Origin of the sequence: Paenibacillus sp. A3 (assembly GCF_001399685.1) — a bacterium.
Lineage (GTDB): Bacteria > Bacillota > Bacilli > Paenibacillales > NBRC-103111 > Paenibacillus_G.
Genome location: NZ_JTHN01000154.1, coordinates 1 through 15,190 on the forward strand (window position 1 = coordinate 1; position 15,190 = coordinate 15,190).

Here is a 15,190-nt window from a genome sequence, read left to right on the forward strand (position 1 = left end):
GAGAAACAATAGTATGGTATGCTAGAAGCATAAAAAAATATTTTCGGTGCTTTCAACCGATAAAGGCAAACCTAACGAAAGTTGGGGACGCAAAGCTACAGGGCCTTCCTTAGTTTGGTAACTAAGATGGCAGCCAGTTACCGAAAGGAGAGCTTTTTTATGTTCAAAAAGCTTTTGGCGATGACATTCATCACAACTTTGCTGCTGGCAGCACCAAAAGGAACATATGCCGCAACCGCCGAAAACTACCAAATCGACCGAACCGCTCTGGATAAAGGGCTCATCGCGGTAAATTACACGCAAAATACCGATACGAAGACGATTGTTCGAATCTCGAAGGGCAATGATAACTACGACTATACCCTGACGAACGGGGCACACTATCCGCTGCAGCGAGGCAATGGCACGTATAGCGTCCTGATCGCGCAGTTAATGAGCGATAATAAATATAAAGTCGTTTCGAAAGAAAGCATCGAGCTGAAATTGGATAACGAAAATGCGGTTTTCGTCCAATCGATTCCGCTTATTAGCTGGAACAACAATACGAAAGCCGTCGTCCAGATGAACAAGCTGACGAACGCCGCCATGACGGATATGGAAAAAACGGCCGCAATTTATGCTTACATCACGCGCAACATCCAATACGATTACGAGAAAGCTCAATCGGTCAAAGCCGATTATATTCCTGATCTGGATGCCATTTACGATTCGTCGAAAGGAATTTGCTACGATTACGCGGCATTGTTTGCGGCGATGGCCAGAAGTCAAAATATCCCGACCCGCTTGATTATGGGATATGAAGCCTCGGCTCCGACGACGTACCATGCGTGGAATCAAGTTTTCTTAAATGGGCAATGGGTCACGATCGACACGACGTACGACGCAGTCCGCGTACAAAACGGCGAGGATACCCCGATGATCAAAAATGCGGCGGATTACACGATTACTCAGGTATATTAGTTCGTTATTAAGAACAAAATTGAACGCTATTACGAACGAGAACCGTATTCCAAAATACGGTTCTTCTTTTTTTCATTTTTCCTAAACCGATATTGACAGAGGCAACCCGAGGAGGTATGATCCAAATACAAGTTTTTCTATTGGAATTTACAACTTTGCTAGAGGAGGCTTTTCGCCATGCATCGTTCCGTTACTAAAAAGAAAATGTTATTCCCGCTCGCAGCCGTCAGCTTATCGGCGGCTCTGCTCTACTCCGGACTGTACGGCGGTACCGCGGTTCGTGCGGAAGCGGCCACCGTTCCTGCGGCAGTATCGTCTCCCTCTGCGGCGTCCTATAAAACCTTTTTGCAGAACCAGTACAAGATCGAGCTGACGGCTGCGCCTACGAAGGGCGAATTTATCCAGGACGTGGCGAAAGCGCTGAAGCTCGGCGGCACCTCTGCCGGGGAGAACCGGTTTAACGATCTGAAGCCCGAGGACCCTGCGTACCCGGCCGCCCAGGCTTTGGCCGAGAAGGGCTTTTTGTCGGGCGGAACACTGCAGGCGGTAGCTCCCCTCACGGAAGATGCGGCGGTCTATATTGCGCTGAAAGCCGCTAATTTGAAGGAGCTCGCCTATACATACCCCGAAGCGAAAATCACATCGGCGCTGCGCAAGCTCGGCATCGAATACCCCGGCAATCCGAAACTGTCGCTGCAAGCGGCGCAGGAATTGGCGGCGGCCGTGGACACGGGCCTGCTTCCTGCCGCATGGCACAGCTCGTTCGGACTCGGCGACGCGGCATCCGGCGATTTTGCCGCCGATCTGCTCGGCAGCGTCCTGTCGTTCAAAGGCGCTTACAAGCACACGATCGGCTCTGTGGCCGACGCGGATATTTTCGCCAAGCTGTACCAAGCATATCAAACGCAGGATCTGATCCAGGTGAAAGAGCTGCAAGCCGTCGTGGACGAAGCGCTGAAGCAAAACTTGATCACCGGCTACAATCTGAAGGATTCCCGCTACAGCGCGAATTTCGATCCGAAGCTGTCGCTCACCTACGGACACGACGATATTACGCACGCCGTGCAGCTGATCGGACTGCTGCGCAGCGAGGGCTTGAATGCCAAAGTGCAGCTGGAGCCGAAAACGTCAGCCTTCGTCTACCTGAAGGAGTGGGGCGAGCCGAAGCAAACGGACAGCTACAAGGTCGTGCAGATCGAGAACGGCAACTACATCGCCTATGCGAAGGAATATGACATTGCCTTCGAATTCGATACGGCGGAGCAAAAAGCGAAATTTCAAGACGTGATTTTCCAATACGCCAAAAAGAACAGCGAAGACGCCAAAGGCCTGATCGCCAGCTCCTGGTGGCAGCCGCTCTACTATTCGTTCACCCCGATTGACGCGTACAAGGAAATCTCGAACAATAAGCTGACCGAAGGCCATTATTATGCGCAGACGTTCTCTTTGTCGGACAAAACCGCAGAGATCGCATCCGGCCTGCAAAAGATTCGTCCGGACGCCAAAGTGGAGTCCTACCGCTTTTGGGTCGATGAGCCGTTCTACAACTATTTGCTCGGCGGTTATAAATAAATCAATGTTAATCGCGCCTTAGAGAAAGGGACATGGAGGGCTTCGCAGCCCCGCCATGCCCCTTCCCTGTTTTATACGCTTTACTTGTTCCCAGCTGCCAGCGGCTTCGAGCCGTCTTCATGCGGCAATCCCTCTTCCCGCCAGCGGATATACCCGCCGCTCAAGTTAATCACCTCTTTGATCCCACCGGCCTGCAGTAGGCTTGCGGCAATGGCCGAGCGCGCACCTGAACGGCACTGCAGCAAGACCGGCTTATCCCGGGGAATTTCGCTCAAGCGGCCAGGCAAAGTGCCCAGCATGAGATGCTGCGCCCCGGGAATGCGTCCTTCCTGCCATTCGCTTAAGCTTCGGACATCCACCAGATGCACGTCCCCCGCTTCCACCTTCCCGGCCATCTCGGGCGGGGTCGCTTCGGCATACGACTCCAGGTGCGAGGAGTCGTCCGCGCGAAGCTTGCCCGCATCCATATAGCCGGCCACGTTGTCGATGCCGATGGATCGGAGCGCGGTCAAGATGTCCGGCCATTGGTCCGGCTTCGCCAATACCGCCAGCGGACGGTCGTAATCGATCAGCCAGCCGGCCCAGTTCGGGAACGATTTGTTATACGGAATGTTGACCGTTCCCTCCAAGTGTCCTTTGGCGAACTCCTGGGCAGGCCGGGTGTCGATCACCGTTGCGCCCGCCTCATGCAGGGCGGCCACAGCTTCCAACGACGCCAATTCTGCCACCGCCGCAAGACGGCTCAGCAGCTCCGGTCCTTTCCGGTTCACCTGCTTCATCACGGCAAAATAGCGCGGCGGCTCAGGCTGGCCGTCAAGCAGCGCCTGAACGAACGCTTCCTCATCCGTATAAGACAACGCCGGGTTAAACCGCTTCTCGTAGCCGACGGTGGAGGACGGCACCGTGCCGAGCGACTTGCCGCACGCGCTGCCTGCCCCGTGCGCCGGCCACACCTGCAGGTAATCCGGCAGCCGCTTGAATCGCTGGAGAGAGCGGAACATCGCCCGGGCTCCAGCCTCGGACGTGCCGCGAAGTCCGGCGGCTTTTTCCAGCAGGTCCGGCCTGCCGACATCGCCCACAAAGACGAAGTCCCCCGTGAAAATGCCCATCGGTTCGTCGGCGCCCCCGCCGAGATCGGTCAGCAGCAGCGAGATGCTCTCCGGCGTATGGCCCGGCGTGTGCAGAACTTCAAACGACAGGTTGCCGACCGCAAACCGGTCCCCGTGCTTGACAAGCCGGCACTCCGCCTCTTCCGCGTACCGGTAACGCCAATCGTCGCCGCCCTCGTCCGACAGATACAGCTTTGCGCCATGCGCGACGCCAAGCTCGCGGGCCCCCGAGACGAAGTCCGCATGAATATGGGTTTCCGTAGCGGCAACAATGCGCAACCCTTCCGCTTCGGCGGTCCGCAAGTAAGGCGCCGGATGGCGGCCGGGGTCGATCACGATCGCTTCGCCCGTCCTTTGGCAGCCGACCAGATAAGAGGCATGAGCCAGTTTTTCATCGAAAAAATACCGCAGCAGCATATTCCTTCCCCCTTTAAAATTTGCTTATTGGGCAGTGCCCTTTCATTTGCCTCGCTACATCCGTCCTTTTAGCATGCCGTTCCAGTACATGATGGGCAGCAGATTTTTCTTCAGCAAGTACATACTGAGCCGCTCCTTCGATTGATCGAACGGGAACGTCTCCTGCGGCGTCAGGTTATAATCGAACTCGGCCAGCACCAGCCGGTTGTACCCGGTGACCAGCGGGCAGGACGTGTAGCCGTCGTAGCTCGCGCTCAGCGGCTCGCCTTGCAAGAACGCCAGCACATTCCGTTCGACGACCGGAGCCTGCTTGCGGATGGCGGCGCCGGTTTTGGACGTCGGCAAATTCGAGCAATCTCCCAGGCCGAACACATTCGGGTACGCTTTTTGCTGCAAGGTGGAAGGATCGACGTCGACCCAGCCTCCCTTGTCGGCGAGCGGACTTTCGCGGATAAACGCCGGCGCTTGCATCGGCGGCGTAACGTGAATCATGTCGTAGGAGAGGACTTCCTGCTCCTTCGTGCCCAGATGCTCGAACACCGCTTGCTTGGCCCCCGGACGCAGCTCGATCAGATGAGTCCGGTACTTCGTCTCGATCTTTTTCCGCCGGATGACTTGCTCCAGCGTGCGCGCATATTTGGGAACGTCGAAAATGACGTCCTTGGCCGAGGCGAATATAACGTTCGACCGGTCGCGCACCCCCGATTTGCGGAAATAGTCATCCGCCAAGTACATGATCTTTTGCGGGGCGCCGCCGCATTTGACCGGCGTATTCGGATGCGTGAAGATCGCGGTCCCGCCTTGAAAATTCCGGATCGCGTCCCACGTGCTGTCTACCGTCTCATACGCGTAATTGCTGCATACGCCGTCAAGGCCTAAAGCTTCCTTCAAGCCTTTGATCCGCCCCCAGTCGATTTCCAGCCCTGCCGCCACCACAAGGCAATCGTAGCTGATCGCTCTTCCCGGCTGCGTCAGCAGCCGGTTGTCCTCCGGGGCAAACGACACGACCGCCTCTTGAATCCAGTCGACGCCCTCGGGGATGAGCGAGGCCATGTCCCGCTCCGTCTCCTCCTTCTTCGCCGCGCCTGCGCCGACCAAGGTCCACAGAGGCTGATAATAATGCTTCGCCGCCGGATCGATCAGCGCGATTCGTCCCCTGAGCGCCCGGGAAGCCCGGGCTAAGCGCGCCGCCACGGAAATCCCGGCGGTTCCGCCCCCTGCGATCACAACGGAATAATGCTCTGGAGCTGTCATAATCATCCTCCCGCTTAAGTATTAGGGTTGCCCCTCGAATGCCGAATACTGTTCTTGCGGTGCGATTTCCGTCAACGCCAGTGTACTGTCGGGCCGCTCCTTGCGCCATAGGGGAACTCCCCTACGGACGCCGTTCAAAGCGCCAGCTCCAGATAGTTGTTTTTGATCGCATATTGGATTAATTCGTGCTTCGTATCCAGCTCCAGCTTTTGCATGATGTTCGTTTTGTGGTTTTCCACCGTTTTGACGCTGATGGACAATTGCTCTGCGATCTCTTTGTTGGCGTAGCCCAGCACGGTCAGGCGTACGATCTGCTTCTGGCGGGTCGTGAGAGGAGACGGATGCCGCTCCTCATCGGCACACATCCACCGCCTGACGGTATCGTCCGAAACGGAAGTTTTATAAAAGCGCTTGCCCTGAACGACTTCGACAATCGCCTGGTGCAGCAGCTCGCCATGACTGTTCTTTAAAATGTAGCCGTCGGCCTCCACCTGAACGGACTGCCGGACGAAAATCTCTTCGTCGTGCATGGTCAGAATGACCGTCTTGACGGAAGGATGCCGCCTGCGGATTTCCCGGCAAGCGGCGAAACCGTCCAGCCCGCTGGGCATCGACAAGTCCATCACGACGACATCCGGCTGCAGCCGTCCCGTCATGTCGACCGCTTCATAGCCGTCTTGGCTTTCGCCGACGATTTCCAGCTCAGGGTAACCTTCCAGCAGCATCCGAAGTCCCTTGCGGACCATCGTGTGGTCGTCGACCAACAGTACGCGTATCATACTCTTCCGCCTCCTTGTACGGTACTCTGACTTGGATGGCGGTCCCTTCGCCGGGGAGGGACCGGATGTGCAGCCGCCCTTCCATTTGGCCGGCCCGCTCTTCCATATGCTTCAGCCCGAGTCCTTCCTCCACCCGATCGCGGATAAATCCGATGCCGTTATCCTGTACGGTTAAGACGAGCTCGGCCCCTTCGCGGTACAAGATCACTTCCATGAGTGCGGCTTGCGAATATTTCAAAGCATTGTGCAGCGCCTCCTGAATGATCCGGTACAGATGAATTTCCAGAGCCGGCTTCAGCCGGTGGCCGACTTGGCTGTGGCTGAACGTCAGCTGCCGGCCGGGATGCGCTTTGTTCAAGGTGGATACGAGATGGTTCACCGTCGGAATGAGACCGAGCCGGTCCAGACTATGGGGGCGAAGCTGGAGCGAATAGAGCTTGACGTCCCGGATGACCTTTTCCAGTTCGTCTACGATCTCCTGCATATAGCTCCCCCATACCTCTTCCTGGTGCTTTGTCCGGGAGCGGATCGCCTGAAGGCCCACCGACACGGAATATAACGATTGCCCGACACCGTCGTGCAGCTCCTGAGCGAGCCGTTTGCGCTCGTTTTCCTGGGCTTCCAGCGTCTTTTGCAGCACCATTTTGGATAGTCTCGCTTCTTCCTCCTTCCGTTTGGCGGTCAAATCCTTCAGAACCAGCAGTACTTCCTGCCGCTTCTGCGCCGCATTCTCGTAAATGACGGCCGTGCTCATTTCCATTTCCACCAGACCGCCTTCATAGGTCGGCATAGAGGACAGGAAGTACGGGACCTCTCGTTTAGCCAGCAGATAACAGCGTTCTTCCCCCGGCTCAAGTGCTCTGCTTTGACAATAGGAGCAGTACGGCACGTGCACGCCTTCGCTCCAGCCGGTAATCCGTTCGGCCGACGGATTCATCATCACAATCCTGCGCTCCTGGTCCATCACAATGATGCCGTCCTGCAGGTGTGTGTAAATTTGCTTTAAATAATCGTTTTGATCCATAAGAGCAACCTCGCAAAATATGGAAATAATATTATTCATTTTCCTTTTTTATGTGCGATGCGTCAAATTGGCGGCAAAAAAAAGCAGCAAGCCTTTCCCAAAACGTTCTCTTGAGAAAGGCTTGCTGTATGTGTAAGCCATGCATAAATGTTATGGTCCGATCAACGAAGAATGCCCGTTTCCGGTCATTCCGGCAAAGCGAGCTTGCCCATGACGGCCGGACGCGAAGCGCCGGTCGCAGACGGCAGTTGGTTCGGAATGCCGTGCAGGAAATTGTTCGCGAACAAGGCGAACGCGATCGCTTCTTTGGCATCGCCGGAGATGCCGAACGCATCCGACGTGAGCACCCGCTGCTCCGGCAGCAGCCCGGCAAGCATGCGCAGCAGCGTCCGATTGTGCGCCCCGCCGCCGGACACGATCACTTCGTCCGCCCGGCAGACGGGGAAGACGAAGTCGCGGTAGCTTGCGGCTATGGAACGCGCGGTGAAGGCCGTGAACGTGGCGACAATGTCCGCGTCCGCAAGCCCCAGCCGCCGCGATTCGCCGATCCACTCTGCGGCGTACGGCTTGCCGAACATTTCGCGGCCCGTCGTCTTCACGGGCTTCAGCGCGAAGTACGGATGGCTCAGCATCCGGTCTACGAGCGAGTCGTCCGCCCGCCCTTGCGCTGCCCAAGCGCCTCCGTCGTCATAGCTCTTCGCCCCGCCGGACAGCTGATACACGGCTTCGTCGATCAGCATGTTGCCCGGCCCCGTATCGAAAGCGATGACGTCCTCCGGCAGACCGCCGGCCGGGATGGCGGTGCAGTTGCCGATCCCGCCGATATTTTGCGCGATGCGGCCCTTGGCCGCATCCCGGAACAGAATGAAATCGGCGTACGGTACGAGCGGCGCGCCCTGCCCGCCGACCGCCATATCGGCGGTCCGGTAGTCGCCGACGACCGGCTTGCCGGTATGCTTGGCGATCACCGACAGATCGCCGATTTGCAGTGTCGAGCGGACCTGACACCATTCGCTCGGGTCGGCCTCGGGAATATGCCACACCGTCTGGCCGTGCGAGCTGACGAGGTCGATCTCGTCCATCGGCAGCCCCGCTTCCGCAGCGGCCAGCCGCACCGCCTCCGCAAAGATGCGGCCGAGGTAAAAGTTCATGCAGCACACCATCGCCACATTCGACCGGTCCAGGCTGCACAGCTCCTTCAGCTTCTCGCGCAGCGTATCGTCGTAAGGAACCGCGGTGTAATGAACGAGCTCGACCTTCGTATCGAGCCCCTGGCCCTCGAGGCGGACGATCGCGGCATCGACGCCGTCGAGCGACGTGCCGGACATCAGCCCGACGACCAGCCGCTGCGGTTTGCGGAAGTAGGACGCTAGCATCGCCCGTCCGCCCCCCATCCCGCCGGATAGGCTTCACTGACCGCGACCGGCAGCTTGCCCCGCATCGGAATCGCGCCGGTCAGTCCCTTGGCCGCGCTCTCCAGCGCGAGCGGCCTCGATTCGTACACGGCCGCATAGGCCGATACGTCCGGGAATTCGCGCAGATCGTACGGATTGCGCAGCGCGACCACTACCGGGCGCTTGCCAAGCGCCTGCAGCGCTTCGATCAACCGCACCTGCCCGGGATAAAAGGAAGCGTTGTACGTGCCCACGACAACCTGCCCGAACGGCTCGGCCTGCGTCAACAGCCCTTGCAGCGCCTCGCCGTCCGGCGACACGGGAATGATCCGTTCGACGACGTCCAGTCCCAGTGCGGTCAGCGCTTTCCCGAGCGTATGCGGGATATCGACGGCTTCGTCGGCAATCGAAGTCGCAACGGCCGACGTATGGATCACCAGCGTCGGAACGCGCCGGAGCGGCAGCAGCCGCTCCTCGTCTTTGACCAGCGTCACGCTGGCCTTGCTGATCCGCCTTGCCGTCTGCCGGTGCGCCTCGCAGCCGACGAGGCGGAGCGCCGCTTCATGCAGCTCCGGCGTCCCGGCGGCCAGCCGCTTCCGCTTCAGCGCAAGCAGCCTGCGGACCGACGCGTCGATCCGCTCCTCGCTGATCCGCCCGGAGCGGACCGCCTCCAGCAGCGCGTCGAGAGCGCCCTCCTGCAGCTGGCGGCTGTGGCTGATCAAGACGATGTCCGCGCCCGCTTCCACCGCAAGGACTGCCGCCTGCACCGTGCCGTAATGGGCGGCAATCGCCTGCATCTCCATGCAATCGGTCACGATGACGCCGTCGAAGCCGAGCTCCTCCCGCAGCAGTCCCGTCAGCACGCGGCGGGATAAAGTCGCGGGCAGCCGCTCCGGCTCGAACGCCGGAAACACGATGTGCGACGACATGACCGCATCGACTCCTGAAGCAACGGCGCGCCGGAACGACACCAGCTCGACCGCTTCGATGCGCTCGCGCGAATGCGGGATCGTCGGCAGGTCGAGATGCGAATCCATCGCGGTGTCGCCGTGTCCCGGAAAATGCTTCGCCGTCGCCGACACGCCCGCGTCCTGAAAGCCTCGGATCGACGCCGCTCCGTACTCCGCAACGGCCTCCGGAGCTTCGCCAAAGGAGCGCACCCCGATCACCGGATTGGTCGGATTGTTGTTGATATCCAGGTCCGGCGCAAAATTCATGTTGATGCCGAGCGCCCGCAGCTCGCGACCGGAAACGAGTGCCGCTTCGTACGCCGCCTCCACCGAGCCCCCGGCGGCAATCGCCATCGCTCCCGGCATCAGCGCAACGCCTTCCGTAATGCGCGCCACCATGCCGCCTTCCTGATCGATGGAAATCCACAGCGGAGCCGTCCCCGCCCGCTGCGCCGCCTCCTGCAGCTTCCCGGTCAAAGCCGCGACCTGCGCAGGGTCCTGCACATTGCGCGTGAATAATATCACGCCGCCGATCCGCCGCCGTTCGATCAGGTCCAAAATGTGCTCGTCCGGCTCCTGGCTGTGGAAGCCTGCCTGAATAAGCTGTCCGACCTTTTCCTCCAACGTCATGCCTGCAAGCTCCATCATGCTTCCCCTCCGTACAACAAATAAGGCCGCCTCGCGTCGTTCCATGCCTTCGCTTGCTCGTCCCATAACGATAAAATCCGGTTCAGCCCCGCCTCCGTATGAATCGAAGTGCGGACCAGATCGCTGCCGGACAAATAGTCGATAAAAGGCTTCTGCCCTTCCTTAAACGGCGGCGTCCATTGAAAATGCGCCGGGTAAAGCGCCGCAACCGTATGCAGCAGATGCAGCGCCGTCGCGACGGAACGGTATGCCGTCGGATCGGTCACGAACAGCTGCACGCCGCTGCACAGCTCGCCCTGATACTTCGAGAACGTCGGCGTAAAATGAACCGGCTGCGCGTGCACGCCCGGCAGCCCTAAGCGGTTCACCGCTTCGCCGACCGCGCGCCCGTCCATCCAAGGCGCGCCGAGCAGCTCGAACGGCCGCGTCGTCCCCCGTCCTTCGGACACATTCGTACCTTCGAACAGGCAGTTCCCGGCATACACCCGCACCGTGTCCATCGTCGGCATATTGGGCGAAGGCATGATCCATGGCAGCCCCGTCGCGGGATATTCCATGTTCCGCTCCCAGCCAAGCAGCGGAACGACCTGCAAATTGCACCGCACAGGCATGCGGCTGTTCACATACTCTGCAAACTCGCCGATGGTCAGCCCCGTGCGGAACGGTACCGCCCACGCGCCGACCATCGATTCGTAGCCTGTTTCCAGCATTCCGCCCTCGCTGACGATCCCGCCGAGCGGATTCGGCCGGTCGAGCACGATCAGCCGTTTTCCGCAGGCCGCGCACGCTTCCATCATGTACACCAGCGTGCTTAAATAGGTGTAAAAGCGCACGCCCAAATCCTGAATGTCGAAAACGACGGCGTCGACCCGGTCCAACATCTCTTCCGTGGGCCGCTTATGGTCCCCATATAAACTAAAGACGGGAATCCCCGTCTTGTCGTCCTCCTCATCGCCGAAGCGGACCCCCGCCTGCCTTTCGCCGCGAATGCCGTGCTCGCAGGCGAACAGCGCCGTCAAAGCCGCCGACTTGAACCCGGCGCACCCGTCGATCACGGATTCAAACCGCCGGTTGATGCCCGTCGGGTTCGTCAGCAGCCCGAAGCGCTGTCCGTGAAGCTCGGACTCGAGCAGCGGAAGACGGTCCGCTCCCGTCTGAACCATCCGCTCCATCGCTCAGCTCTCCCTTCCTGCAAGATGTAAGTCGCCGGACACGGCAGTCGATTCGTCCGCCCTGCTGCCGGAACGGGATTCCTCCTCATCCTTCCGCAGCACGTTCGCCGTCACCATATTCGCAAAAAATCCGATCATCCCCATATACAAGCAGGCAAAGCCGACGACCGTCACGCCCAGCAGAACGGCGAAGCACAGCATCTGGAAGCAAGCGCCGATCGTATACATTGGACGGGCGACGAACAGCTTGACGCTGCGGCCCATGGCGCTGAAGATGCCGAGCCGCTCCTGAACGACCAGAGACAGCGTATAAGTCTGCGATATGAAAAAGAGCGCCACGAAGTAGGTCTGAAACACGGCCAGCGCCAAAGACATCATCCCGCTCCGGCTGCCGTAGTACCACCAGGAGGAGACAAGGATCAGCACGAACAAGGCGCAGACGAGCCCGAAGACGAGCGAAGAGCCGTAATGGGCCAGCGTTCCCTTGAGCATGGTCCGCACGCTTCCCTTCTCCCCTTGCAGGATGCGGTGACACGCGTAGAGCGCGCCCGCCGCCAAAGGCACGTACAGCAGCACCAGCAATAGCAGAGCCAGCGGCACGGGCAGGAAGAGCAGCACCGGAAACAAGACGAGCGAGCTGACGATGCTGAACAAGGCGACATGAATGATTTCGCGGTACGTTTGCAATCCCGACCGCACCATGATTTCACTAAGCTTCCGCATCGGACATACCTCCTTTTTGTGGAAAAGTCCGGTGAATAGCAGGCGCTGCGCATCCGAAACGCTCTTCCGATCGCTCTTGTTCCCGGATTTCATTATCATACTACCCCTTAAAAGGTTGAAATCCGGAAACAAAGGCGAACACTTCGTTTCTACAAAGCGCTTTCGGCTGCTCCGCTCATATTCACCGGACTGCTTCTTTTATGCCTATGCCTCCAGCACGATGCGTTCTTCCGTAGCCGGATCGAAGAAATTCAGCTTGCCTCCGTCGAAGGCGAACAGCTTCGACTGCCCTACCTGCGCCGTCGTCTCCGGATGGACGCGGGCCGTTACCATCCGCTGGCCGACCCGGAAGTAGACGAGGTTCTCCGCTCCCAGATTTTCCACGACCTGCACGACGGCGTTCAATCGGTACGCCGATGCGGCCGACGGCGCGAACTCCTCTCCGTATATATGCTCCGGGCGTACGCCCAGAATGATGCTTTTGCCCTCGTACGCCTTCAGTCCCCGGACCGCGGCGTCCGACAGGGCGAAGGAGGCCCCTTCCACATGCACGTGTCCGCGCTCGATGCGCGCGTCCATAAAGTTCATAGCCGGCGACCCGATAAATCCGGCGACGAACATATTGCTCGGCCGGTTGTACAGCTCCGTCGGCGACGCAATCTGCTGAATGCGCCCCTGGTTCATGACGACGATCCGTTCCCCGAGCGTCATCGCTTCGACCTGATCGTGGGTTACATAGACGATGGTCGCGCCAAGCCGCTTGTGCAGCTCCGCCAATTCCACCCGCATCTGAATGCGCAGCTTCGCGTCGAGGTTCGAGAGCGGCTCGTCGAACAAGAACACCTGCGGATCGCGCACGATCGCGCGTCCGACCGCCACCCGCTGGCGCTGCCCGCCGCTGAGCTCACGCGGCTTGCGTTCCAGCATGTCCGTCAGCCCCAGAATCGCCGACGCCTCCTTCACCTTGCGCTGGATCTCCTCCTTCGGGCGTTTCAGGTTTTTGAGACCGAAGGACAAGTTTTCTTCTATTGTCATATGCGGATACAAGGCATAATCCTGGAACACCATCGCAATGTCGCGGTCCTTCGGATGCATCTGATTGACGACGCGGTCTCCGATGTAGATATCGCCGCTCGTCTGCCGCTCCAGCCCCGCGATCATGCGCAGGGAGGTCGTTTTGCCGCAGCCCGAGGGACCGACGAACACGACGAATTCCCGGTCTTCGATTACAAAATTGGAGTTTTCGACCGCGGTGAAGGTCCCTTTTTTGTCGTCCACATACTCTTTGCGTATATTTTGAAACACCACACGTGCCATCGCTCGTTCCTCCTTCTAGCCTTTCACGGCTCCTATGGTGATCCCTTGCAGGAAATATTTTTGCAGCGCGAAGAACAGGATGATCATCGGCAGAGCCCCGATGGTCGCCCCCGCCATAATCGCGCCGTAGTCCGTGGACTCGGCAAATTTGAAGCTTGCCAGACCGACCTGAATCGTCCGCATCTCACTTGAGCGCGTCACGAGGAACGGCCAGAAAAAATCGTTCCAGTTCGCCACGAACGTGAAGATCGCCAGAACGGCGAGGCCGGGCTTGGCCATCGGCAGAATGACCTTATAAAAAATGCCGAATTCGCTGCAGGCATCGATGCGTGCGGCATGAATAAGCGATGTCGGTAACGTGGACATGTACTGCTTCATGAGAAAAATATTCCCGACGCTGACCAACGTCGGCACGATCATCGCCGTATACGTATCCGCCAGGTCCAAGACGTTGATCACCAGCACGTACAGCGGGATCAGCGTGACCTGCGCCGGAATCATCATCGTGCCGAGCAGCACCCAGAAGATCGAATTGCTTCCGGGAAATTTGAGCTTCGCGAACGCATAGCCCGCCATGGAAGCGAAGAGCAGGTTCGTGACGGTCAGCACGGAAGAGACGATCAGCGAGTTCAACAGCCATTGGACGGCGTTGTTTTTCGTGAAAAAGCGCTCGTACGGCGCGACGGACCAAATGTCCGGAATCATCTGCGGCTTGAAGACAGCCGAGGCCAGCGAATCCTGGAACGAGCCGATAATCATCCAGTACAAGGGGATGACCGTGATGACCGCCCAGAAAGCGAGGATGATCACTGCAATGCCGATGAAGATCACTTTCGATTGGTTGCTCAACGCAGTCACCCCTTAATATTCGATGTCCGATGAGAAATATTTGAATTGAATGATCGAGATGAGAATAATGACAATAGCGAGCACGAACGATTGCGCGGAGGCCAGGCCGAAATCGTAAAATACGAACGCCGTCTGGTAAATGAGATAAGCAATCGTCGTCGTGGCGAAGTTCGGTCCGCCCTGCGTCATCAGGTACACGCTGATGAACACCTGAAACGAGGTGATGACCCCCGTCACCAGCAAGTACAGCGTCGTCGGCTTGAGCAACGGCCACGTAATTTTCGTAAACTTCGTCCAGCCGCTCGCATGGTCGATATCCGCCGCCTCGTAGAGCGATTTCGGGATTCCGCCCATCGCCGCAAGGTACAGGATGATGCCGCCCCCGTGCGAGCCGAGGTACGTCATCAGCATCAGCGAGAACAAGGCGCTGTTCGATTTTCCGAGCCAGATGACCGGATCGATGCCGAACCAGCCAAGCACCGTGTTCATCGGTCCCCAAGGGGTCGGATCGAAGATCGCCAGCCAGACGAGCGAGATCGTTACGCCCGAAACGACGCCTGGCAAGTACATGGCCGCTTTAAAAAACGTCTGCCACGACTGGCGCATCTGAAAGATGAGAAAAGCGAGCACGAACGTCAAAATAATGTTGACCGGCACCGTGCCGACGGTGAAAATCACGGTATTTTTCATCGACTTCCAGAACACTTCGTCCTGAAACATAAACTTGTAGTTATCCAGGCCGACCCAGTCCGTTTTCATGACGGTATACTTCTGAAAGCTCATCAGAAACGCCGAGATGACCGGATACAGGGTGAACACCAGAAAGAGCAGCACCGGAACGAGGATAAACAAGTACGACCAGCCGTAATCCCGGATGAACTGCTTGACGGAAGTGTTCGCCTTCCTTTGTCGGATGGCTGGGCTCGGCACACCCGGCCCATTGTGTAAATTGTCCATGGCGATCCTCCTTCATCATGCCTATGCCGGCGAGTCCGAAAAAAAAGGCCCCATATGACTCCATA

At 58.4% G+C, this 15,190-nt stretch carries 13 protein-coding genes and 1 riboswitch; of the genes, 2 read left to right on the plus strand and 11 right to left on the minus strand.

What is annotated here, in order from left to right:
- Nucleotides 1-54: 54 nt before the first annotated feature.
- Nucleotides 55-145, plus strand: a riboswitch (cyclic di-GMP riboswitch).
- A 14-nt stretch (nt 146-159) separates the two neighbouring features.
- Nucleotides 160-960, plus strand: a complete 801-nt coding sequence (locus tag QJ48_RS23135; protein ID WP_054975844.1) for a transglutaminase family protein — start codon at nt 160-162, stop codon at nt 958-960.
- A 177-nt stretch (nt 961-1,137) separates the two neighbouring features.
- The gene (locus QJ48_RS23140) at nt 1,138-2,532 is read left to right on the plus strand and encodes a hypothetical protein (protein ID WP_054975845.1); all 1,395 of its coding nucleotides are present in this window, start codon (nt 1,138-1,140) and stop codon (nt 2,530-2,532) included.
- A gap of 80 nt (nt 2,533-2,612) precedes the next feature.
- On the opposite strand, the gene QJ48_RS23145 is transcribed toward QJ48_RS23140, so the two are convergent.
- The 11 genes from QJ48_RS23145 to QJ48_RS23195 all read right to left on the minus strand — a co-directional run bounded on the left by QJ48_RS23145 (nt 2,613) and on the right by QJ48_RS23195 (nt 15,125).
- Nucleotides 2,613-4,058: a rhodanese-like domain-containing protein gene (locus QJ48_RS23145; RefSeq protein ID WP_054975846.1), complete on the minus strand. Its 1,446-nt coding sequence runs from the start codon at nt 4,056-4,058 to the stop codon at nt 2,613-2,615.
- A 54-nt stretch (nt 4,059-4,112) separates the two neighbouring features.
- The gene (locus QJ48_RS23150; RefSeq protein ID WP_054975847.1) at nt 4,113-5,312 is read right to left on the minus strand and encodes an FAD/NAD(P)-binding oxidoreductase; all 1,200 of its coding nucleotides are present in this window, start codon (nt 5,310-5,312) and stop codon (nt 4,113-4,115) included.
- Between the two features lie 134 nt (nt 5,313-5,446).
- Nucleotides 5,447-6,091: a response regulator transcription factor gene (locus QJ48_RS23155; RefSeq protein WP_054975848.1), complete on the minus strand. Its 645-nt coding sequence runs from the start codon at nt 6,089-6,091 to the stop codon at nt 5,447-5,449.
- Nucleotides 6,015-7,115, minus strand: coding sequence for a PAS domain-containing sensor histidine kinase (locus tag QJ48_RS23160; protein WP_054975849.1), 1,101 nt, complete (start codon nt 7,113-7,115; stop codon nt 6,015-6,017). The genes QJ48_RS23155 and QJ48_RS23160 overlap by 77 nt, the downstream gene beginning before the upstream one ends.
- Nucleotides 7,116-7,300: 185 nt before the next feature.
- The gene (locus QJ48_RS23165; protein ID WP_054975850.1) at nt 7,301-8,491 is read right to left on the minus strand and encodes an anhydro-N-acetylmuramic acid kinase; all 1,191 of its coding nucleotides are present in this window, start codon (nt 8,489-8,491) and stop codon (nt 7,301-7,303) included.
- Nucleotides 8,485-10,107: a beta-N-acetylhexosaminidase gene (gene nagZ / locus QJ48_RS23170; protein ID WP_054975851.1), complete on the minus strand. Its 1,623-nt coding sequence runs from the start codon at nt 10,105-10,107 to the stop codon at nt 8,485-8,487. Before nagZ ends, QJ48_RS23165 begins: the two co-directional genes overlap by 7 nt.
- Complete coding sequence (locus tag QJ48_RS23175; protein WP_054975852.1) at nt 10,104-11,279, minus strand: exo-beta-N-acetylmuramidase NamZ domain-containing protein; 1,176 nt, start codon at nt 11,277-11,279, stop codon at nt 10,104-10,106. The genes nagZ and QJ48_RS23175 overlap by 4 nt, the downstream gene beginning before the upstream one ends.
- A 3-nt stretch (nt 11,280-11,282) precedes the next feature.
- Nucleotides 11,283-12,002, minus strand: coding sequence for a hypothetical protein (locus QJ48_RS23180; protein WP_063858149.1), 720 nt, complete (start codon nt 12,000-12,002; stop codon nt 11,283-11,285).
- A 204-nt stretch (nt 12,003-12,206) separates the two neighbouring features.
- Complete coding sequence (locus QJ48_RS23185; protein WP_054975854.1) at nt 12,207-13,319, minus strand: ABC transporter ATP-binding protein; 1,113 nt, start codon at nt 13,317-13,319, stop codon at nt 12,207-12,209.
- Between the two features lie 15 nt (nt 13,320-13,334).
- Nucleotides 13,335-14,168, minus strand: a complete 834-nt coding sequence (locus tag QJ48_RS23190) for a carbohydrate ABC transporter permease (protein WP_054975855.1) — start codon at nt 14,166-14,168, stop codon at nt 13,335-13,337.
- 12 nt (nt 14,169-14,180) lie between these two features.
- Nucleotides 14,181-15,125 (minus strand): carbohydrate ABC transporter permease, encoded by a 945-nt coding sequence (locus QJ48_RS23195; RefSeq protein ID WP_237763036.1) that lies wholly within the window; start codon nt 15,123-15,125, stop codon nt 14,181-14,183.
- Nucleotides 15,126-15,190 lie beyond the last annotated feature (65 nt).